Source organism: Neobacillus sp. K501, assembly GCF_053749995.1.
The window spans coordinates 393150-416924 of record NZ_JBSLYA010000003.1 but is presented as its reverse complement, the minus strand read 5'-3'; the positions used below and the strand labels follow the sequence as shown (position 1 = coordinate 416924).

At 38.5% G+C, this 23775-nt stretch carries 19 protein-coding genes; 16 read left to right on the top strand and 3 right to left on the bottom strand.

What is annotated here, in order from left to right:
• The first annotated feature begins 108 nt into the window (after positions 1-108).
• The 11 genes from ACWM35_RS10010 to ACWM35_RS09960 all read left to right on the top strand — a co-directional run bounded on the left by ACWM35_RS10010 (position 109) and on the right by ACWM35_RS09960 (position 14338).
• On the top strand, positions 109-1071 hold the full coding sequence (locus tag ACWM35_RS10010; protein ID WP_454817865.1) for a helix-turn-helix transcriptional regulator: 963 nt from the start codon (positions 109-111) through the stop codon (positions 1069-1071).
• Between the two features lie 76 nt (positions 1072-1147).
• Entirely contained in the window at positions 1148-1780 is a 633-nt protein-coding gene (locus tag ACWM35_RS10005; protein WP_454817863.1) for a type 1 glutamine amidotransferase family protein, read from the top strand.
• A gap of 322 nt (positions 1781-2102) precedes the next feature.
• Positions 2103-2612: a DinB family protein gene (locus ACWM35_RS10000; protein ID WP_454817861.1), complete on the top strand. Its 510-nt coding sequence runs from the start codon at positions 2103-2105 to the stop codon at positions 2610-2612.
• 246 nt (positions 2613-2858) lie between these two features.
• On the top strand, positions 2859-3170 hold the full coding sequence (locus tag ACWM35_RS09995) for a CBO0543 family protein (protein ID WP_454817859.1): 312 nt from the start codon (positions 2859-2861) through the stop codon (positions 3168-3170).
• A 1740-nt stretch (positions 3171-4910) separates the two neighbouring features.
• The gene (locus ACWM35_RS09990) at positions 4911-5570 is read left to right on the top strand and encodes a TetR/AcrR family transcriptional regulator (protein WP_454817857.1); all 660 of its coding nucleotides are present in this window, start codon (positions 4911-4913) and stop codon (positions 5568-5570) included.
• Positions 5571-5620: 50 nt separating this feature from the next.
• Positions 5621-6808, top strand: coding sequence for a YhgE/Pip domain-containing protein (locus ACWM35_RS09985; protein ID WP_454818166.1), 1188 nt, complete (start codon positions 5621-5623; stop codon positions 6806-6808).
• Between the two features lie 179 nt (positions 6809-6987).
• Positions 6988-8190, top strand: a complete 1203-nt coding sequence (locus tag ACWM35_RS09980; protein WP_454817855.1) for an iron-containing alcohol dehydrogenase — start codon at positions 6988-6990, stop codon at positions 8188-8190.
• A gap of 223 nt (positions 8191-8413) precedes the next feature.
• Positions 8414-8701 (top strand): heterocycloanthracin/sonorensin family bacteriocin, encoded by a 288-nt coding sequence (locus ACWM35_RS09975; RefSeq protein ID WP_454817853.1) that lies wholly within the window; start codon positions 8414-8416, stop codon positions 8699-8701.
• Between the two features lie 164 nt (positions 8702-8865).
• Positions 8866-10794, top strand: a complete 1929-nt coding sequence (locus tag ACWM35_RS09970; protein WP_454817851.1) for a putative thiazole-containing bacteriocin maturation protein — start codon at positions 8866-8868, stop codon at positions 10792-10794.
• Entirely contained in the window at positions 10791-12737 is a 1947-nt protein-coding gene (locus tag ACWM35_RS09965; RefSeq protein WP_454817849.1) for a TOMM precursor leader peptide-binding protein, read from the top strand. The genes ACWM35_RS09970 and ACWM35_RS09965 overlap by 4 nt, the downstream gene beginning before the upstream one ends.
• Before the next feature lie 23 nt (positions 12738-12760).
• A complete protein-coding gene (locus tag ACWM35_RS09960; protein WP_454817847.1) occupies positions 12761-14338 on the top strand; it encodes a SagB family peptide dehydrogenase in 1578 nt (525 codons plus the stop codon).
• 114 nt (positions 14339-14452) lie between these two features.
• Here the strand turns inward: ACWM35_RS09960 and ACWM35_RS09955 are convergent, their stop codons facing one another.
• Entirely contained in the window at positions 14453-15214 is a 762-nt protein-coding gene (locus ACWM35_RS09955; RefSeq protein WP_454817845.1) for an MBL fold metallo-hydrolase, read from the bottom strand.
• Between the two features lie 117 nt (positions 15215-15331).
• On the opposite strand from ACWM35_RS09955, the gene ACWM35_RS09950 reads away from it, so the two are divergent.
• The 4 genes from ACWM35_RS09950 (at position 15332) to ACWM35_RS09935 (ending at position 17946) form a co-directional block, all read left to right on the top strand.
• Complete coding sequence (locus ACWM35_RS09950; protein WP_454817843.1) at positions 15332-15742, top strand: Lrp/AsnC family transcriptional regulator; 411 nt, start codon at positions 15332-15334, stop codon at positions 15740-15742.
• Between the two features lie 274 nt (positions 15743-16016).
• Positions 16017-16217: a hypothetical protein gene (locus ACWM35_RS09945; protein ID WP_454817841.1), complete on the top strand. Its 201-nt coding sequence runs from the start codon at positions 16017-16019 to the stop codon at positions 16215-16217.
• 948 nt (positions 16218-17165) lie between these two features.
• A complete protein-coding gene (locus tag ACWM35_RS09940) occupies positions 17166-17672 on the top strand; it encodes a DinB family protein (protein WP_454817839.1) in 507 nt (168 codons plus the stop codon).
• Positions 17673-17766: 94 nt separating this feature from the next.
• Entirely contained in the window at positions 17767-17946 is a 180-nt protein-coding gene (locus ACWM35_RS09935) for an antitoxin VbhA family protein (RefSeq protein WP_454817838.1), read from the top strand.
• Positions 17947-18040: 94 nt separating this feature from the next.
• Here the strand turns inward: ACWM35_RS09935 and ACWM35_RS09930 are convergent, their stop codons facing one another.
• Both ACWM35_RS09930 and ACWM35_RS09925 read right to left on the bottom strand, forming a co-directional pair.
• Entirely contained in the window at positions 18041-19483 is a 1443-nt protein-coding gene (locus ACWM35_RS09930) for a L,D-transpeptidase family protein (protein WP_454817836.1), read from the bottom strand.
• 714 nt (positions 19484-20197) lie between these two features.
• Entirely contained in the window at positions 20198-20977 is a 780-nt protein-coding gene (locus tag ACWM35_RS09925; protein ID WP_454817834.1) for an alpha/beta fold hydrolase, read from the bottom strand.
• Between the two features lie 413 nt (positions 20978-21390).
• On the opposite strand from ACWM35_RS09925, the gene helD reads away from it, so the two are divergent.
• Positions 21391-23730, top strand: a complete 2340-nt coding sequence (helD, locus tag ACWM35_RS09920) for an RNA polymerase recycling motor HelD (RefSeq protein ID WP_454817832.1) — start codon at positions 21391-21393, stop codon at positions 23728-23730.
• Positions 23731-23775 lie beyond the last annotated feature (45 nt).

The following is a 23775-nucleotide window of genomic DNA, read 5'->3' as shown; positions in this document are numbered from 1 at the left end:
AATTTTTGAGAGATAAATAGAAAGCTATCGGAAGGGAACGTTTGATGAGATATACCAAAAATCGGAAATATATAATAGAAAATAAATTCCATTTAGAGGCGGAATTATATGCCTAAAATTGACAATATGTTAGCAATTCTATGGATGCTTCGTTCAGGTGAAAAAATTACTGCAAAACAAATTTCTGAAAAGTTAGAGATGAATATAAGGACTGTGTATCGTTATATTGATACAATTTCAACAAGTGGCGTACCTATAATTTCAGAACCAGGACATAACGGTGGATACACTTTATTGAACAATTTTATTGAGGCTCCTCTTTTTTTTGATATTGAGGAGCAAACTTCACTATTTCACGCTGCTGTTTTTGCAGAAGAAGCCGGATATTATGGAGGTGAAGCACTAAATAGGGCCATTTCAAAACTAAGTAAATACTCAAATCAAGAGCAGGAAACAAAGATAAACCAACATTTAACTAGTCTTGAAGTAATAAGCCGATTAAGTTCACTCTCTTTGGAACCTTTTTTGAAGGAGTTGGAGCAGGCTGTAGCTGACGGGTACTCAGTAAAAATTCTTTACCCTAAAAGTGGCGAAAAACAATTAAATTATAGATTGGTCGATCCGTACAGAATTATCTATTGGAATAATAAGTGGTATGTGATTGGATTTTGTCATCTTAGGAATGATATCCGTAGTTTTAGAGTAAATCGAATTGAAAGTCTAATGCTAACCGAAAATAAGTTTATCCGGCCAGCAAATTTTTCAGCACGTGACTTTTTTATGAAAAACCTCCTTCCAACTATAGAAGATAAGGAAGGGATTAATTCTTTAGTTATTAATGGAAATGAAAGTACGCTGAATGATGTTTGCCAACATTGGTTTTTAGGACATTATTTACATAAACGAAATTCAAATCAAGCAGTTTTCCTTCTTGAAAAAGATATAGTACATACATATATACCTTATTTACTTTTACCGTATGGTAAATCTATTCAAATTATCGAGCCAATAAGTCTAAAGAAAAGACTGATTGAAGTTCTGTCGGAATTAATAAAATATCATCAAATTTGATAACTTCCCTGACGCTAGGTGTCAGGGAAGTTATGTTATATTTGCCTATATTAAGTGTGATTGGGAGTGTTATTGGATGCAAACAAAAAGAGTTTATCTATATGTATTTAACACAATGTCAGACTGGGAATATGGATATTTAATTGCCGAACTAAACACAGGAAGATATTTCAAAAAAGATTTAGCACCTTTAAAAGTAGTTACAGTAGGAGCTAGTAAAGAAATGATTACTTCGATGGGGGGACTGAGCATAAAACCAGATATTTCCCTTGATGAATGTATTCTTGAGAATAAAGATCTTTTAATTTTACCAGGAGGGACTACTTGGAGTGAAGAAATTCATCAACCTATCTTGGAGAGAATTGGCCAAGCTTTAAAGCTTGGCGCTATTGTTGCTGCAATTTGTGGTGCAACTGATGCCCTCGCGAATATGGGATTCTTGGATACTAGGAAGCATACAAGTAATAACTTAGAATACACTAAAATGGTATGTCCTAGCTATAAAGGAGAAAAGTTCTATGAGGTGGGATCTGTGGTATCTGATGCGAATTTAGTTACTGCATCAGGAATAGCTCCTCTGGAATTTGCGATGGAAGTACTGAACAAATTAGATGTATTTGCACCAGATACATTACATTCATGGTATAACCTAAATAAGACTCATAAACCTGAATACTTCTTCCAGTTAATGAATTCAATAAATAGCTGAACTAAAAAAATCAACTTAGCAGATTTATATATTAGTAAAATAAACCATGCTTTAGACAGTGTCAAAGCGTGGTTTTTAATGAAAAAGCCCAATTTCTTTATTAATTAAAGGTGAAGTTGGGCTCTTTAGTATTGAAAATTTCTTAACGTTGTAAATCCGCATTTTCCTGTCTGTACCCCTAAAACAAGAGATAATAAAGTTGTTTTAATTTGCAATTATTTTGCAGTAATGAAATTAAATATCAAAAATAAAGGACATATCTTTTTGACAATCGAATATTAGCCTAGAACCATAAATAACTATTCCGATGAGGAGGATTCTAGTGCGTCCACGACCATTATTTATTGAAAATCCAGAGCAAGATAGGTATGTTCGTCTTGTGCCAGATGGAGATATTGAAGAAATACTTAGTAAGCAACGAACTAAGACCATTACCCTTTTAAGCAGCGTATCAGAGGAGTCAGCAAGGGAGGCGTACGCGCCAGGGAAATGGACTTTAAAAGAAGTGATTGGACATATGACCGACTCGGAACGTGTGATGTCGTATCGAATGCTTGCCATTGCACGAAATGAAAGTTCACAACTCCCAGCAATGGATCAGGTTCAATACGTTTCTGCGGCAAACTTCAACAAATTATCCTGGGAGCAGTTACTAGCTGGTTTAGACACGATACGCTCCAACACCTTAAACCTTATTTCAACCATTGATGACGTAGCTTGGGTTCGTAATGGAACTGTAATGAACAGCCCAGTTTCGGTAGGTACCATTGCATATGGCATTGCCGGGCACGAGTTGCACCATATGAAAGTGATTCGAGATAAATACTTATAAATCTTTTTCAATTAATGAAAAAACCTAATTTCTCATTTAATGCTGAAAAATTAGGTTTTTTAATTTTGAAACTTCCTTAACGTTGTAAATCTACATTTTCATGACGGTTGCCCTTATAGTGAACTTATTAATATAAACTAGGCATTGATTTGTCTAAATACGAATCATTCGAATAAGCAGAAAAAATGAATGGATAATGCGAATTAAAATGGAAAACATATAGAAAAAAAGAGAAAGTGGTAAATAATGCAAATAATTTATCCAATAATCTTTTTCCTTATTTCTTTAAAATTGGGAAAATGGAAGTGCTGGCAGCAATACTATCCTACTGTATTGTTTATGGTGATAGGAAATCTTCTATATAGCTTTTTGTTTTATGACTATCCTTTGTGGAGATATGAACACACATTTGAAGAAAAAATTCTACCTACGAGAATGAGTATTGATTTACTAAAAACCTTTACTTCGTTTCCAATATTGACTTTCATATATCTATCGCTTTTCCCACAGGAAAGGAATTTTGAAAAATATTTAATATATATCCTGACTTGGACATAATTATTTAGTGCAATTGAATTTGTTTCTAAATTCTTAGGAATGATTAGTTACCATCATGGGTGGAATATGTGGTGGTCGTTAGTATTTGATTTTATAATGTTTACTTTATTAGCTATTCACTTTAAACGCCCTATTCTTGCATGGATCCTTTCAGCTATTTTCATTTTGTTTTTATGGAACGGCTTTGATATTAATTTTAGTCTTCTCGAATAAAAAAGGACTTAAGAGTACAGAGGATAAGTGGACAATCTAAGGAGAAAGTTATGTTATATATATTTCAAATTTGTTTTATGTTAGTTCCGGTAGGATGGTTATTAAAGACAAAAAGAATAAGTTGGATTTCTTTTTGGACTATCTATACAATAGCTTTATTTACGGTAGATATAATAGAAATTATTATTAATATCATATTTGATCTCTATAAATTCCCAGCTAATCTGTATACTGATCCTCAAAAAGATAACTTTCTAGGAATTCTATTTGCTGATTCGGTCATTTTACCTCTGACAGCCATTATATTTTGTTATACAGCTAGCAGGAATCCATGGAAAAGTAGCCTCTATTTTACCATTTTGTATACGTTTTTGGAGTGGATTTACCTTAAACTAGATTACCTACAATACTTCGGTTGGAAATTATATTATTCAACTATAGTTTACCTCATTGGGTTTTCAGTATTTGCTCCGATTGCGTTTAAATTAATCAATAAACCGACTAAGATACCTTATTTTATTAGTCTAACTACCTTCGCATACCTCGTTCTTGAAATACCTGGGGCAATACCAGATGTATTATTACATCTTCACTATTGGAGTACTGGAATTTTGAGAGACTTTTGGGCCTGATGACCGAGTTGCAAATCTTGGTTCTTGCTTAGTGATTGCCTTAATAATAGGAATCATCATACCGAAGACACCTAAAGCTTACAAATTACCTGCTTTTACTGTCTTATCCCTACTTACAGTGTTATTTGGTTTTAACTCATATTGGAAAGGATGGCTTGTTTATGTTAAATGGAATCATTTTTTTACCTTTATACGATATACTCTCCCATATATATTTCTTTATTGGTATGACAGATGGCAAATAGAGATTCGTCAGAAAAAACAGACTAACAATACATTTTAATGATGGATGAACCAATGTATATATTTAGAAGTACGTCTTTTTATTCCAAAAGGATATATGTAAGAGTAAGCCTTTAACCGTCCCTAGTCTTTATGGTCCATCAAAAGAGGAATGGGTTATGACAGGTAGGGAATCTCCTAAAATGTATTAAAATTTTTGGGAGATAAATAATATGAACTTTAGAAAAAAGAATTCGATAATATAAATTAGGATTGCTAACTGTAGCAGCCTCTATTTTATTAAAACAAGATTGTGAAAGAATATACTTAAGCTAAAGCACCCCTTAAGTGAACCCTTTAAGTATGGCGACCAGGGTGGTTTATTTTACCCCAAAGCCATTTCCCTGTGAGGGAACCGTCTATTGCTGGGCCGGACATGTTGCTGACTGTTTGGTCCTTTTTCATTTACTTAATTATTTCTTACATCATTATCTAAACTTACAAAAAAACAGTAATCCGTCTTTTTACTTGCCATCACTTCTAGAGGACCAGTGCAATATTTTTTGTAAGTGATTACTTACTTTTTATTGACCTCCAAATCATTATCGATTAAAATTCAATGTAAGTGATTACTCACTTTTATCAAACGATGTAAGGATGTGAGCCACAATAGATGTCTTCTACAAAACTTATCGATGAAATGATTGCCCACGCTAAATTTTCAAAGAAACAAACGGACAAACAACAAAAGGTAGTAGAGGCAGCGATTAGAATATTTGCGGAAAAAGGATTTGCCAACACTTCGACAAGTGAAATTGCCAAGGCAGCTACGGTAGCAGAGGCAACAATCTTTCGCCATTATAGAACGAAGGATAACTTACTCCTATCTGTTCTATTACCATTCATAAAAGACATGATCCCCCGTATGGCTGATGAAATCTTTAATGGGTTAATGTCTCAAAATCCAGCAACATTTGAACAGTTCCTAAAAGCACTGATTAAAAACCGAATGGATTTTTTAAGTGATAATAGAAAACTTTTTCAAATCTTGGTAAAGGAAGTAATGTATAGCGATGAGTTTAAACAAGAACTCGAACCTTTCGTTTCGGAATTAATTATTCCTCATTTCAATAGAGTCATAGAAACATTTAAAGAGCGTGGAGATTTAATTGATCAACCCACTCCGATTCTTCTTCGCATGTTATTAACGTTCCTGTATGGCTATTTCACCTCCCATTTTGTGTTAATGACTAATAACGCTGTGATGGAGGAAGAGGAAGAAATAGAGGCAGTTGTCCGTTTTATCATGAATGGCTTAAGTAAGCCAGTATAAACATTTATTCGCTTTTTATTTTATTAAATGGAGGATGTAACCACATGAATATTTTTAAAAACAAATTGGTGTTATTGTCACCGATCATAGCTTTAGCCATAATCTTTATTTTTTCACTAACACTTTTCCCATCGGTCCAACCTCAACCGAAAAATTTACCCATCGCCATTGTTAATGAAGATCAAGGGGTGGAAATACCGAATCAACCTAAAATGAATATAGGTCAAACGATTGTTGAAATGATACAAAAAAATTCAAATTCAACAACAGATGAAGACCCTGCTGTGAAATGGGTTGTCGTTAAAACCGAAAAAGAAGCACAAAATGGAATGGATAATCAAGAATATTATGCTGCCTTGGTGATTCCGAAGGATTTTAGTGCAAAACAGGCATCTTTACGAACTCCTGCACCTTCTGCGCCTGAAGTTCAAATCTATATCAATCAGGGAATGAATACAGCCGCGTCAACGATGGCAGGACAGGTATTAAACGGAGTAATGGATAATATGAACAACAATGTTCGTACCCAGCTGCTAGATGGATATAAAAAACAGGGAGCTACTTTAACAGCAAACCAAGCTGCAAGTCTTGTCACTCCTATTACAAAAACCGTTACAAATGTAAATGAAATTGGTACCAATAGTGCTAACGGAAATGCTCCTATTTCCTTATTCCAGCCACTATGGATGGCAAGCATTGCAAGTGCAGCGATTATCTTTATGGCTGTTAGCAAATTATCGATTACAAATCGTAAGGAGAACCTTGCTGCCAAATCGGCGCAAATTTTCATCGGCGCAATTGTTGCTCTCGTCATTGGATTTGGATTAACTTGGTTAGCAGATGCATTGGTAGGATTAAATATTCCGCAATTTATGGATATTGCTATATTCCTATCAATTACTTCTTTTAGTTTTTTTCTCATGATATTAGCTGTCCTTTCCATCTTAGGGTTTAGGGGTATTCCTATTTTTGTTTTAATGCTTTTCTTTGGTGCCCCATTGCTTGCCATGGCTCCTGAAATGATGTCTTCATTTTATCGAGATTGGGTGTATTCTTGGTTGCCAATGCGATTTATGGTCGAAGGTTTACGCGAATTATTCTTCTTCGGTAAAGGATTATCTTGGAGTTCTTCAGTAGCAACCCTTGTTTGGATTGGAGTAGGGAGCTTGTTAATCATCCTAGCTTCGGCATTGAAACATAATTCTGTACAAGGAAGAAATCATTTAAAAGAGCAATAATATAAGATTTTTCACACTTCCCAGCAGTAATGGGGTAACGCTCTAAGCTCGTTTTTGAAACCCTAATGACTACGATTGAAGGGTACTTCTATCAAGAAATACCAACACCAATCATAATAGATTCTATTTTTCTATATATTGGTTAATAGAATTGTAAATGCAAAGGATGGGGTATTTTTATGATAGGAATTTCAGATTTTCGCATGCCGCCTGTTGTTACGTATGGGAATGACTCGTTGACGAAATTAGGGGAGATTGCAGCACCACTTGGGAAAAGAGCACTCATTATTAGCGACCGGGTGATGGACCAGCTTGGAAACGTCATGAGGTCCCAGCAATTTCTCGAAGAAGCCGGTGTTTCAAGTGTTTGTTATTTGGAGGTGAATACCGAACCAACCGATGTGCACGTCGAGGAAGCACTTGCCGTTATGATGGTCAATCAGTGCGATGTCATAGTCGCCGTCGGAGGAGGAAGCTGCCTGGATGCGGCAAAGGCGGTTGCTGTACTTGCGACGAATGGCGGTTTTATTGGTGATTATATGAGTGGGAAAAAGGCTATCGATAAGAAACCCATACCACTTATCGCGATTCCCACTACCGCTGGGACGGGTTCCGAAGTGACGAGTGTTACGGTCAACATCAATACAGAGGATAATATTAAAATGATGATTAAGCATCCTGCTTTTATTCCGGTGGCAGCCATAATCGATCCTGTATTGACGTATTCGTCACCGCCACATGTAACAGCTGCAACTGGAGTAGATGCTTTATGTCATGCGATTGAAGCGTGTATTTCGCGGCAGGCTCAGCCTTTAACAGACACCCTTGCTTTATCTGCTATTGAGAACATCATGAAATACCTTCGAACCGCATACTTTGATGGAGAGAACCGTGAGGCGCGAGAAAAAATGGCTTATGCTTCCATGCAAGCTGGTCTTGCTTTTACCAATGCATCTGTTACCCTTGTGCACGGAATGTCCCGGCCAATTGGTGCGTTGTTCCATGTGCCGCACGGTGTATCGAACGCGATGTTTCTTCCAGCCGTTCTTGAATTTACCAAAGAAAGTGCTGTGGACCGCCTTGCTGTCATTGGGCGACTCATTCGGCCAGATTTACAAGCGTTGAACAATGAAGAACTGGCTGGTGTTACCATCAATGAAGTGAAAAACCTGTGTTGTGATTTGAAAATCCCGAATATGAAATCATTTGGCTTGGATCAGGTGAAGTTTGAGCAAGTGGTATCGAAAATGGCAACAGATGCCTTGGCAAGCGGAAGTCCAGCCAACAATCCTCGAATCCCAAGCCATGATGAGATCATCGAATTATACCATTATTGTTATGACTATGACTTTACTACTCTTAAGACAACTCCTCTTGAATGATAAGAGGAGTTTTTTTGTGTTCCTTACTAAATGGTTTCAGAACTATTTAAAAAGGGCTTTTGTATCAGTAGCAATACCCATCTATTATTCATATTTTGTTGAGAAGGATTGGAAATAGGATTATATTCACCTATTTTTCAAGTTTCTTATGTGCTTTACCTTGTATTGTTTCAGATTTAAGTTACTGCGGCCCTTGTTTTAAATATTTTAGGAGGTATCCAAAATGCATGATTTTCAAAATGATCTTCAAATGCTAAATCTAGGTGATTACCAGGCTACCCAAGCGGTACCATATGACCCAAACCAATATTATAGTGAGCAAGATCGTCTTTACATTGGTGTAGGTGGTTTTGGCCGATGCTCTAGTTGCTTTAGCTGTTTTAATTGCTTCAATTGTTTTAGTTGCTTCAGCTGCTTCAGTTGCTTTAATTGCGGCGGACATCGCTGCGGCGGACATCGTTGTGGCGGCGGACATCGTTGTGGTGGCGGTGGCCGTTGCGGCGGCAGATAATCTTCGGTTAATAATAAATACGCTGGTAGTTAAATGAAGAGTTTGCCCCTACAATGTGTAGGGGCTTTTTCTTATCAGAAAGTACATATGGGACAAATTCCGGTACATAGGATAATAGTGATGATATTAAAATAATGGGACAGCTACGGCTAAGGAGGAACGAAATGGCGAATTTGAACCCTTCTATGCGTCTGAAAGTGAAAAGGGATACGTTTTTTCTCCCTGATTCAAACCTCGGTGTGTATTTTCGGAACAATGTAAGCTCCTTCCGTATGGAGGGCAGTATGATCGACAAGTGGGTTGAAAAATTAATCCCGATGTTTAATGGTGAGTACACGATGGAGTTTTTGACGAACGAGTTGCCTGGACCTTACCGAGATAGAGTCTATGAAATTGCAGCAACTCTCTATCAAAATGGGTTTGTTCGAGACGTAAGTCAGGACCAACCGCATCAATTGAATGAACAAGTTCTTAAAAAATACGCCTCTCAAATTGAATTTGTCGATAACCTAGTTGATTCGGGAGCATTCCGCTTCCAGAACTATCGTCAGGCGAAAGTGTTGGCAATAGGTGCTGGTCCATTGTTTATTTCCTTGGTATCTTCGTTGCTTGAATCTGGATTGCCAAAGTTCCAAATGCTGATCACGGACACCGTACAGACCAATCGAAAAAGATTGATGGAGCTCGTGGCCCATGCTCGCAACACAGACGATGAGGTGGAAATAGTTGAAATAACAAGGGATGAGGAAATAAATTGGCAGGAGGTGATGAAACCATTTGAGTATATTTTGTATGTTTCAGAACATGGGGATGTAGAGGAGCTCCGTTTCCTACATAGGGTTTGCAGGGAAGTGGAGAAGGTGTTTCTCCCAGCTATTAGCTTAGAGCAGCTGGGGTTAGCTGGACCTCTTGTGTATCCAAACTCAGAGGCATGCTGGGAGTCTGCTTGGAGACGCCTTCACCAATCGGCTCTCACCAATGACCAGCGATTTTCCTCTTATTCTCCTACAGCCGGAGCTTTGCTCGCGAATGTGAGTGTATTTGAATTGTTTAAACATGTGACAGGTGTGTCTGAAAAGGAACAGTCTGAAAAGGAACAGAAAAATCAATTCTTTTTGTTTGATTTCGAAACGCTGGAAGGAAATTGGCATCCGTTCCAGCCACATCCCCTTGTGACAGGGAAACAGTCTACTAGATTAGTTGAAAATATAACAATGCGGCCTTCAAGGACCATAGAGAATGAAGATCAACATAAATTACTTCTCTTCTTTAACCAATTAACATCAAAGGTCTCAGGGATTTTTCATATCTGGGAAGAAGGAGATTTAAACCAACTGCCATTAGCCCAGTGCCGCGTTCAGTCCGTTGATCCAATCACAGATGGTCCGGCTGAGCTTTTGCAGGACCTAGTTTGTACTGGACTTACGCATGAGGAAGCAAGACGGGAAGCGGGGCTTTCAGGGATTGAAAAATACCTTACAAAAATCGTCACTTCACTCAACCTTTCAGCCCAAGTTGAAATTGGAGCAGGCGAATCGTTGAGTGAAGGGATTTGCCGAGGACTTCAAAGGTGTCTAGATCAGGAGTTGAAGTCACAGCTCAATGATCCTATGTATTCTGTCTCTCGGGTGGAGTTATGTACAGTAGACGATGATCGCTGCCGGTTTTATTTGCAAGCACTAAAAACAATGCAGAGAGTACCGACCCTCGGCATTGGTAAGGACGTTTCGGGATTTCCAGTTGTCTGGATTGGTACCCAAGAAGGTTGGTATGGCAGTAGTGGGTTAAATATCACCTTAGCGTTGCGGAATGCCCTGCAACAAGCACTAGCAAAAGCTCAAAACCAAGAAAATATTGTTATGCCACGTGCCTTGGAGGTTTCGTCTATCCTCTTGGATGAAAAGGCGCAGCAAAGCCTTGATATTCCTGCGTGCGATGAGAGGTTCCAATCCGAGCATTTGCAATCTGCAATGGAAATCTTGGAACGGAACAATAAGAAGCTTCTTGTGTATGAACTAGAACTAGAGCCTTATATGAAAAAAGAATTGGCAGGTCTGTGTGGGGTATTGGTTCAAGAGGAGGGATCATCATGAGTGCGGCTGTTTGGATTGTCGGAGAAGGGGAGCTGGCAGACCGCCTATATGAAGAACTGTCACCTCAATATCTTGTTGTTCGCCAAACCGATTTCAATTCTATAATTCCTGTTACAATGGATTTGGCATTGGTGCTGCAAGATTGTTGGAATCCCTCTTTTCATCAAAAAGCGGAAAGGGTATTTCAGCGAACAAATACTCCTTGGCTGCGAGGCTTTGTTTCCTTTGGAGAGGGCATTATCGGACCTTTTGTTCGTCCTGGCACACCTGGGTGTTCTCAATGCGCGGATATGAGACGTCTGATGACGGGCCCTGACCGGAATGAGATGAGGGAGATTCATAAGCACTTGGAGTTAAATGGTGGTAGACAAGATGAGGCTTGGGCATCGCGTGCGGGACTAGTGCAGTTGAGCCACCTGATTGGGGCAGAGGTACAAAGAATCATCCATGGTGAACAGGCTTTTTCTGATGGAAAAGTAGGATTCGTTAATTTGAAATCCTTGAAGAGTTCATGGCATAGGTTTTTGCCTGTACCTTTATGTGAAGTTTGTGGTCCATTACCAGATGATTCCCCAGCCATGGCGCAAATCTCTCTGCAGACAAGTCCGAAGATGAACCGAGACAGCTACCGCAGCCGTTCGTTAGATGACTTTAATAACGTTCTCGTTGAAGAATATCTCGACCATCGAACTGGCCTTTTAAATGAAAAAATGATTAACCTCGTCCCTCCATTTGCAGATGTAAGTGTTAATTTACCTTTATTGAATGGGGATGAAGGGACAGCAGGCAGGACTAACTCTTATGCGGTAAGTGAGTTAACAGCGATTTTGGAAGGATTGGAGCGGTACTGCGGCCTTGAGCCCCGCGGTAAACGGACAGTGGTCTTTGACAGTTTTAACAATCTGAAAAATCAAGCCCTGAATCCAGTAGAAGTTGGAGTACACGAAACGGAACAGTATGAAAGGTCAGGTTTTCCTTTTGAAAAATTTGATCCCGATCGCCCAATGAATTGGGTATGGGGATATTCCTTTTTGCAAGAGCGCCCTATTCTCGTTCCTGAGCGACTGGCTTATTACAGTTTAGGTTGTGGATCAAGAGGGTTTGTCTATGAAACCTCTAACGGATGCGCATTGGGCGGGAGTTTAGAAGAAGCCATTTTCTACGGGATTTTGGAAGTGGTGGAGCGTGATTCGTTCCTAATGACCTGGTACGCACAGCTTCCTCTCCCACGTCTGGATCCGTTCTCCACGGAGGACGAAGAGCTGCTGCTAATGATTGAACGGATGCGAGCAGTTGGGGGATATGATCTATATTTATATAACTCTACGATGGAGCATGGAATCCCAAGTATAGTAGCAATTGCGAAAAATAGAAAGGAAAAAGGGTTGAATCTGATTTGTGCCTCTGGTGCTCATTTGGATCCGGTACGTGCCGTAAAAACAGCTGTTCATGAGTTAGCTGGGATGATGCTGACATTGGATGAAAAATTAGAAACAAACAAGGAGGACTTTCGTCGAATGTTGCATGATTCTTCCTTGGTTCGCCAAATGGATGATCATGGGATGTTGTACGGCTTGCCAGAAGCGGAAGAGCGTCTAACGTTTTTACTAGACGAAAATCGTCCATTAAGAACGTTCAATGAGGAATTTAAGTGGAAGTCGAAGCATTTAGACCTTACCGATGATCTTCAGGAAATTCTTCAAGCATTTCGCCAATTAAATCTTGATGTAATTGCGGTTGATCAGACGACACCTGAAACGATCCGTAACGGATTGTATTGTGTGAAAGTGTTGATACCTGGAATGCTACCGATGACATTCGGACATCACCTTACCCGCGTAACAGGGCTGGAGCGGGTGTTGAAGGTCCCAATGGAGCTTGGATATACGAAGGAACCGTTAACGGCTGAACAGCTCAATCCGCATCCTCATCCGTTTCCATAAGCAGTTACTAGGAGGAAGGATAGATGAATGTAGAGGAATTTCTCCACCAATTACATTTTGACATTGAAAGTGCAAGCATCCCGAATTGGGAAGTAGATTGGGAAGATGGACCATTGCCCTATAAATTATACCGCGGATTGCCTGTATTCCCGTTATCTTTAGATGTACCCCTGTCACTTGAAGGTTCCAAACAATCTGTAGTACCTGATCTTCGAGAAATCAGTCATATTCTTTGGTATGTTTACGGTCTTACACAATTTAGTCAATCTGTTTTTCCCACGGATTCAGGAGAGAACGATGCGGATTTCATGAATTCGTATCGGAGGTTCGCTCCTTCGGGTGGCGCGTTGTATCCAAACGAATTGTACCTTTATTTAAAAATCGATGATTTGCCAACGGGTGTCTATCATTATGATGTGGCACACCATCGTTTAGTTTTGCTGCGAGACGGTAATTTCGATTCCTATCTAGCCCGGGCTCTAGGGAATCGGTGTGATGTCTCCTCCTGTTTTTGCACAGTGTTTGTATCAACGATGTTTTGGAAGAATTTTTTCAAATATAATAACTTTGCTTACAGACTGCAGGGGCTGGATGCTGGCGTAGTGATTGGACAGTTATTGGAGGTTGCGAAACGGTTTGGCTTCGAATCGGGGGTTTACTTTCAATTTCTTGATCGAGCGATGAATCATTTGCTTGGATTATCGGAAAAAGAGGAGAGTGTCTATGCGGTCATTCCTTTATCGGCAGAACCTACCATTTGGTCTTCACATGGGAGTGAAAGGGTAAGAATGATTTCATCAGCTGAGTTATGCGGTGAAATAAACGCCATTCAGCCCAATCACTATGTCCGGTCGAAGAGGGTTAAAGAATATCCGATGTTAACCATGTTAAATGAAGTATCTACGTTTGATTCAACCGCTTCGTTTACCTTGGTCAAAGTAAAGAGAAATGAGAGTGGAGATGGTCAAGCGATCACCCTGCCTGATGCGAAACAAGAGCGGTTCGATCTGGCTTCTGCTTGTCGAAAGCGGTTTTCTCCGGGTATGGATTTTGTTTTAGAAAAAGTAAGTGAACAGATTCTCGCAAATTTGTTAAAGGAGGCGACGGATTCTTTTCAGTATCGAAATGATCTAGAATCCCCACATAAGAGGGATGAGCACCGTGTTTCAGTGAATGTTTGTTTGTATAATGTGGAAGGAATTCCGAATGGGGCGTATCAATATAATCGCACCGCGCATGCTTTACAACCGCTCCAGCTTGGAGATTATCGACGGCAACTGCAATCGGGGATGTCGATGGATAATGTGAATCTGTTTCAAGTACCAGTCTGTCTCCATGTCATAGGTGACAAGGATTACAATAAAGATTCGCTCGGATACAGGGGATATCGCATCCAACAAATGGAGGCAGGAATGCTCGTGCAACGACTCTTATTAGTAGCTGCAGCCAATGAAATGGGGGGGCACCCACTCCTAGGTTATGACGTCAAGTTGTGTGATGATATTTACAAGCTAGGGTCTGAAGGAAAAACTAGTCTAATCCAAATCCCCATTGGTGCCTATCAACCTCGTGAATGGTTAATGGGAGGGATCAATTGCTAATAGATTTATAAGTTATCTAACCATAAAAATAATCATCCATTTTGCTTCGCTGTAAACAAAACAGATAAAACGCAAGGGGAAAAACCTTGCGTTTTACTATTCTAAAATTGGAAATTAAAACGAGTATGAATCCCCATCATCTGGCACTAAAACATTGGATGTCATTCCATTTTCTTCAATAAAGCTCTTTAATTCTGCTCTAGATAATGTCCAATGGTTTACCGCTTCCATATGGACAGAGATAATTTTCGCGTTAGGGGCAGCCTTATATACTTCATTGATATCTTCTTTACCCATAACGAGAGAGCCACCTTGTAGGAATTGATTGTCTCCACCATTGACAACAATGATCTCTGGTTTATGTGTTTCGATTACTTCTTGTACCGCTTCATACCAGACTGTATCACCGGCTACGTAAAGGGTTTTTTCATTTGCATGTTTAAAGATAACGCCACAAACTAGACCTACACGTTTGAGAATTTCTCCTCTTCCATGCTCGCCTTTGGTTTTCGTTAGCGTAATACCCTCAAAAACGGTATCTTCTTGTAAAACTTCTACATTTTGAAAACCATCGTTTTGAATAGCAGTAGCATCTTCATCATTTTGTACAAACATTTTTATATCCTTTGGCAAAGCCACTTTGGCCGCCTCATCCCAGTGATCTAAATGTAAATGAGTTAAAATAACAGCATCTACATTGCTGATGATGTTGTCTATTGATGTTGGTAAGCTAACTAAAGGATTATTTTGGTCTTGTCTTACTGAATTTGGGAAAGGCGGGTAAGTCCCTTTCTCCGCTAAAAATGGATCAATTAAGAACTTTTTCCCTGCATACTGAAGAACGAGTGTTGCATTGCGAATTAGTTGTATATTCATGTTTCATAACTCCTTTTCTATAATCTAGATGTAGTTTATACTATCTACAAGAACTGTTACATAGAATAAATCAAGTCTTTGGCCGGTTTGACTTGATTCATGAAAGGAGTTGTAGAAATGTTCGATCAAACTGATAGGCGAATTTTGGATGAACTATCTAAGAACAGCCGTATCAAAATGAAGGAGCTGGGGGAGAAGGTCCATCTAACGGGACAAGCTGCTTCAGCAAGAGTGGCAAAATTAGAGGACAGCGGAATTATCGAAGGGTATACCATTAAAATTAATCAAACAAAAATGGGTTATCCTGTTCACGCAATGATCAGCATTTTTACCAAAAGCATTCAGCATGAACCTTATTTGTCTTTCATCAAAACACAGGAACCATATGTCATGAACAACTACAAAATTAGTGGTGATAGCTGTTATCTATTAGAATGTAAATTCCCATCCAATGAGGTATTAGACGAGTTTTTGGTAGCTCTAAACAAATATGTAAACTACAAATTATCCATTATTATAAATAAATAGTGGAGGCTGGATTCACGTTAATGTTGAAGTTGGCTTCTTTTTATTGCGAATATCAAACTATTACATAATATATATTTTTTGAAGACAAGGACTCGATGTTTAAAGTTTACGTCGTAATTTCCATTGATTTTTACATATAATGTATATGGGATACCTGCCATAAACTAATTACAAGCATGTCAAGGAGACCTTTTTAACAAAAAATTTACAAGGATTTTATTAATATTTGCCTAATTCTATACGTAAGTAATAGAAACAGGAAAGGAAGTGGAATATGAGAAAACAGAGAACATTTTTTATGATGAATGATTTGCTCATCGAAGTTAACAAACCCGAAATAACGCTAAAAAAAGTCAATGTAACCAAAATCAAAATAGAAAATGAAGAATATAAAATACTCCGAAAAAAATTCGATGTTGATCAATTCCATTTAGAAAAAAAGCGGGATGGATGGTACATAACAGAAAAAGAGTAGCATCCTCCATAAAAAGATCCCAAGTATATTGAGAGGTAATTTTTGGGGAATAATATTATAAACTTAAAATATACCAAGGTTCAAATCCTTCCTAAAAATCCATTCAGCTTCCCGAAGTAGCACTATGGCTATCGGGATTTCCAATTGATGCCTTGTATGCGGTCAATATTGTTCTCGAGGAACTATAAAGTTGAATGGGGAAAGTACCTGTTGTTCGCCAACACCAATCTTAACCAGTACCTTCAAGTTTGAATTTAGATTTATAGTTGATAGCAACCCAAGAAAATAGCCTCGTTCCAATGATGGAACAGGGCTTCTTTTTTGTACACATTGGCGGGCATCAGACTAGCTATCTGATTACTGTGAGGCATGAAAAATCGTGTTAATGGGAATCAGATGAGCCAGCTGACTACCGTGTAGCATAAAAAATCGGGTCGATGGGAATCAGATGAGCTATCTGATTACCGTGATGCATGAAAAATCGTGTTAATGGGAATCAGATGAGCTATCTGATTACCGTGATGCATGAAAAATCGTGTTAATGGGAATCAGATGAGCTATCTGATTACCGTGATGCATGAAAAATCGTGTTAATGGGAATCAGATGAGGCAGCTGATTACCGTGATGCATGAAAAATCGTGTTAATGGTAATCAGATGAGCCAGCTGATTACCGTGATGCATGAAAAATCGGGTTGATGGGAATCAGATGAGTTATCTGATTACCGTGAAGCATGAAAAATCGGGTTGATGGGAATCAGATGATCCAGTTCATTATCGTAAATCAGAATATAGTAATCCATTGAATAAGAATGTTTGTTTTATAGTTAACAATATTATGGTTTTATAGATTTTTTAGTAAAAAATTAACTAAATTGGTATAATGATACAAATCGATAGGTTTAGAGGTTATAATGGAAACAAAACTAACAATCTAGGAGGAAAACAATTGAACTCGACATTACAAATTTATGGTTACCATATATGGGCAAATAACAGAATTTTTTCACACTTAAAAGAACTTCCAAAGGACATCTATACCCAAGAGATTAAAAGTGTTTTTCCAACGATTTCGGATGTAATTGTTCATATGTTTCTAACCGATGTTACTTGGTTTGGGGTGATCTCGGGTAACAGCTTTGAGGAAATTATGGAAAATGTGACTGAGATGAGGGAGAAAACGAATGGGAAAAGCATGGAGGAAATGGAGAAAATGTATTCAGAGTTTACGAAGAAGTACCATGCCTTTTTCTCTGCTCAAGAAGATTTGAATTGTCCAATGAGTGTCGAACATCCTCATTTTGGAAAACTAAATACTCAGCTTTCTGAATTGGTTCAGCATGTGGTTAATCATGGAACGTACCATCGTGGGAATATTACTGCGATGTTGCGCCAACTGGGCCATAAAGGTGCTTCAACTGATTATATTTTCTATTTGTATGAAAAAAAACAGTAACTTTAATAGGGGAAAAGTGACATTCTCCGGTTTTGGGACATCTGCCAGTTACTACAGCAGTCTATTCTATACCAAAGGTGTTGAGGTGAATAGGATGACTAAACCAAATGAGGAAACAATAGAAAAAGCACTTCGTAATACCCAAGCATCAATGGAACTATCCGGTTTCACCATCACAGAAGAGCACAGGGAAATTGTTCGGTTAAAGCTAACTGGGGAAATAAGTGAAGAAGAATTTTTTAAGCTTGTTTTAAAAAGAGTTACAGGCAAGTAAGAATCAATCTTTTTCGATTTTCATCGGGCTAACGTTTTATGTTAAAAAGAAAGAAGCAGAAATCCATCGATTTCTGCTTCTTTTTATGTGGCGGCTAATAAATCACAACTGGATCGAATTGGCTGAGATTGTTGTAGATGCTAGCCATCACGCTTGGAGGGACGTTGACACATCCGGCAGAACCAGCTGTATGATAAGCATTACTTGCCCAATTTGTCCGCCAACCGGCATCATGGAATCCTTGCCCATCGTTGGTAAACGGTGCCCAGTAGTTAACTGGCTGTTCATAACTTCCTTTACCAACGGCAGTGCCTCTTAGGATGGACGGTGATTTTTTATAAAGAATATACCAAACACCTGGATGTGTATCTTCACCTGTACTTCGTTTACCGGTTACGACATTTGTTGTGACGACCAATTGTCCATTTTTGTAAATCCAAATACGCTGCTCCGCAAGCGATACCTCAGCATAGGTGTCTCCAATACCATTATTGGCGATCCTGTCATAGCCGATAGGGGTCCAGTCCCAACCATTTCCGTAAAGACTGGAAGCATCTATCGAAGTTTCTCCTTTTTGAAACGCTTCCTGAAGACGTGCTGCTTCCTCTTTTTCTTTTAAAGCCCAGCCAAAACCTTTTCCTTTCACTGAGATAACCGAACCTGAATGGGTCTTGAAGGAGAAATCTTTATTTAAAGTAGACTGGGTATTGTTAATTTCCGCTATTTTATTTTGAATCGTGTTCGCCTCAATCGTCACCTGTAGGTCTTTTGTCAATGAGGCATTTTGAACTAATTCACTCGCTTTCAAAGAATGGACTTTATCTTGCACCTTATAATCCACTGTTTGTTGAAGAAATTCTTGCAGTTTTTTCTCTTGATTCTTTACAACTGGACTGTCTTCTTTGTTTGGCTGTATGTAGGCAGGTTTTAAATGGATTTCACTGTTATATTTTTGTTTCTGGTAATCCTTTAATAGGCTTTCGACATCATACTGTTCTCCATCCACACTTGGAGCAATCACGATTTTTCCTTGTTCCAAACGAGCCTGTGCATCTTGTGGTGGTTTTAAACTAGTATTCATCGTGAGCAGCTTTTCTTCGACGAGATTTTCCAGCGTTTGGCTTCGATACTGCTCCATATCTTTCGGAATCAAAGAATATTGTTTTTCTTTTGAAGATGGAAATAACGTCCACTGGCTTTTCAATAATTTCTTAACACCGGGTAGATCTTTATCCGTAAATCCCATCTCTGTATCTTTCTCATCTAATAGTTCCTGTTTCCCAATAAAAACAACATTTTTCAATTGGGTTGTTTTTAATTTTTTCAAAGCTTGATCCGTATTTAGCCCGCCGACTTTGATGTCATTAATCATCACGTTCGCATTAAACTGAGTGGCCTGAAAATAGCTAATGACCCCGAAAATGAGTGCAATGATAATGAAAAGACCAATCGCAATAAATTTTGGATTTGACAGCTGTTTGAACGAGTTGCCGTGTTTTTTATCCATTTCCTCCATTTTTGCATTTACTGTGCTCATAAATATCCCCCCGTAGATCTGTGAACCCATGCATCCATGTTTTCAATACTAAAAACTAATGCATACTTCTAAACTTTTGAATATATAAATTCATTTTACTAAATTAGGAGTGTGAAGATTGTCAAAAATTGTATAAAAATAAAAAATTATTCTATTTTGTTGTTCGTTAAAGTTATTTCAATAATAGACAAATTATTTTTAACGAAATGATACAAAGGGAGGAGGTATAATGATGATCCTACTTGCTGATATTACCATATTTTAAAGAATGGTAGGGGAAAAAAGTCTGATGGAGTATTTTGAAACACTTATGACAACGATTGCATTTACAAGATTAAACGTAACTATCCTGTTATTTAACCATAAAAAATAATCCACCCTTGAGTCTCGGCAACTAGGTGGACTATAGTACCTCATAGCCGATCCCTTTGAGGTAACCGTCTATTGCAGGACCGGACATGTTGCTGCATGTGCGGTCTTTTTTTAATTTATTCATTCTATTTATTAATTTTAACCTAGTAAATCCTCTATTAACAATAATATTATTAGATCACAATTTAAAACAATTTCATCTGTTCGTTAGCATCACTTATTCCAATACTCACCTCATAGGGATGAACAAAAAGAATGAATGGTGAATATTCTAGAAATCCATAACTCCCTAATCAATCCCATAATCCCACAGATATAAGAGATACGGCACCGCTTATTTTCCTAAGCAGATTCTTTTCTCAAAAACTCTAGAACCACACGGTTAAACTCTTCTGTTTTTTCAATTTTGCCGACATGGCCAGCTTCTTTTATCGTATATATTTTTGAGTTTCTTATTAATTTGTGCATGATCTTTTGGTTGAAGGGAGGGCAGATTTTATCCTGCTGGCATGAAATAATAAGAGTTGGAACGTTGATTGTTTTCAAAGTTTGACGATAATCAATATCTAGACAAGCATTTAATCCTGAAAAAAAACCATCAAGATGCTCTGACCAAATAGGCATAACAGTTTCAACCGCTGCCTCATTTTTATCATGAATACATCTCGATGTAGCGCCATATTGAAATTTTTCGACAGTCAAGTTACCGATATATTTCTTATTCGATAGCAGTAATATTTTTTTAATCCATTTTGGAACATAAAACAGCGTGTTGGCTAGGATAAGGGACGCTACTTTTTCAGGATGGATTTTATAGATTTCCTGTGCAACCATACCTCCCATTGAAAAACCCAGGATGTGCACCTTGGATAAACCTAATTGATCCAATAAAATAGTAATGTCTCTTGCAAAGGCGTTAATACTTATTTCCTGGTCTTCTGAACATCTAGTTTTCCCAAAGCCACGTAAATCTGGGATGATTAAATCAAACTGATCAGCAAGTTGGTACTGAAATTTCCAACCATCTTTTCGTTCTCCCAAACCATGGATGAGCACAAGCGGTTCGCCACTACCCATTCGGTCATAGTAAATATTGACTCCGTTGACCGTTGCCTGATACATACAAACCCCTCCAACAATTCGTTATTATTCTATTATTATAGGACAATACCATTGAAAATGATCGAATAGGAATGCTTATCCTCATAATATTCAAAATTATAAAGGCCGGTTGGCAGAGGTAGTTCGCTTCATGGAATAAAAAACTAGTTATTCCCAAGAATTTTTCTTCAAAAGATTAATGACCAATACAATTAAAAACAAAAAGAGTAGTACTTACGTAAAAAACGTAAAATACTACTCTTTTTATATATAAAAAATGCTCCAATGTATTGAAAAAAAGGAGTGGTTGTGGTAAATTTATAAAGATTGCCATTATGTAATTACAATTAAATATAATATCCCTACTATAATTATATAATGGAAATTACATTTTCGTCAAGCCTTATATTAAAAAAATTTAAGGAGTGTATGCTATGAATGCAGAATTTCAGCTGGAGCAAATTCGATTGAAAAATGTTTTGGGAATTATCTCGGAGCGGATCAGCAGCTTGAAGGAAGAAACTGCCCAGCGACGTAATGAGGTGGTTCATATCCGCAAACACTTTTGGGATGAAATTAAGGTGAATATTGATTCCTTCGATGATTTTCTTGAAACGATCATCGGCTTAAGACAAGAGGCTCAAGCTCTATCAGTAAGCCAAAGCACCCATAGGCACGCAGCTAAGAGATTATCAACGCTGCGACGTATGCAGGAGATTCCTTACTTCGGACGAATTGATTTCACGGAAGAAGGAACTTCCACTCCGGAAAAAGTTTATATTGGCATCTCCACACTAACGGATGAAAGTGGTGATGATTTCCTCGTCTACGACTGGAGGGCACCGATCTCGAGTATCTACTACGATTACCAGCCTGGTGGTCCAGCTAACTATACAACTCCAGGCGGTGTCATCCACGGAAAATTAGAGAATAAGTGGCAATATCTGATCCGCGGCAATGAACTTCAATCCATGTTCGATACAAGTCTCACAATTGGGGATGAAATTTTACAGAAGGTACTAGGCAAAGGCACTGACAAACAGATGCACAATATCGTAGCAACCATTCAACAGGAGCAAAACCGGATCATCCGACATGATCGAGGGAGGCTTCTCATTGTTCATGGTGCAGCCGGCAGCGGTAAGACATCGGCCGCCCTGCAGCGGATTGCTTACTTGCTCTATAAGTATCGAGATCGTCTAAATGCTGATCAAATTATTTTATTTTCTCCTAATTCGTTGTTTAATCATTACGTTTCCAATGTCTTACCCGAACTCGGCGAAGAGAATATGCAGCAGGTTACATTTCAAGAATATTTAGATCACCGGTTAAGTAAAGAGTTCCAAATAGAAAATCCCTATGAGCAATTGGAGTATGTTTTAACTGCTGCAAACTCTACTTCTTACCGTTCAAGAGTTGCGGGCATTTCATTTAAAGCTTCTTCTCGTTTTTTTGAGGCGATTCAATCCTACAGGAAGTCGCTGGAGTTATCAGGAATGCTGTTCAAGGACATCACCTTCAATGGAAAGCTGATGATTGCATCTCAACAAATAACAGAGAGGTTTTATCGAACCGATACTTCACTTCGATTTTCTAACAGACTTGAATCGTTAAAGGATTGGCTAATGAAGAAAATAAATGAAGCAGAAAAGCTGGAACGGACGAAGTCATGGGTACAGGAGGAAATGGAGCTACTTAGCAACGAGGATTACCACAAAGCGCATACCTTCTTAGCAGAAAAGCGAGGTTTTAAAGGGGAATCAATTGCTGATTACGAGATGGAGCCGAAAGCATTGGCCAGATTGATTGTTCATCAAAAATTCAAACCGTTACGTAAACGAATTCGCGCGTTTCGTTTCATCGACATAAAGGGGATATACAAGCAGCTTTTCACCGATCCGCAGCAGATCAAACAGTGGATAGAGGGAGAAATACCGGTGGAATGGGCGGAGATTTGTCAAGCGACGTTGGAGAGTTTAGATCATAACAAACTATTATACGAGGACGCTACTCCTTTTTTATTGATGAAAGAGTTGATCCGAGGCTTTCAGACGAACAGCTCGATAAAACACATCGTTGTAGATGAAGCACAAGATTACTCGCCTTTTCAATTCGAGTTCTTAAAGCGGTTATTTCCTTCGGCAAGAATGACGGTTCTTGGTGACTTTAATCAGGCGATATTTGCCCATGCAAGCGAAATGGATGATTTCACCAAACTGATGAGTTTATACGGTCAGGATGAAACAGAAGTAATCAACATGACTCGTAGTTATCGGTCAACAAAACCGATCATCGAATTTACACGCAGACTAGTCCCTAACGGTGAACGAATTATCCCTTTCGAACGTGATGGTAAAAGACCTGTGCTGACACAATTGCTCGACCAGTCAGAACTGCATCAGCACATTGAATCGAAAGTTGCAAAGTGGCGAAGTCGTCACTATAACAGTATCGCCATCATATGCAAATCAGCTGAGGAAAGTAAACGTGCTTTCGAAGCCTTGGCTCACATCAAGGATATTAAGCTCTTGAAGAGCAGCTCGATTGAGTATGAACAAGGGGTTGTAGTCATCCCGTCTTATTTGTCTAAAGGAATCGAGTTCGACGCAGTCATCCTTTATGATGTATCGGAGCATGTATATAGAGATAATAGTCTTTGCCGAGTATTCTATACTAGCTGTACCAGAGCGATGCATGAATTGCAACTTTATAGTGTAGGGAAACCGACTCCGTTATTAAGAAACGTCTTACCGGAAAGCTACATTCAAATTTGAGTTCGAACTTACATTATGATGATGGACAATGAATGGGAGGGAAAG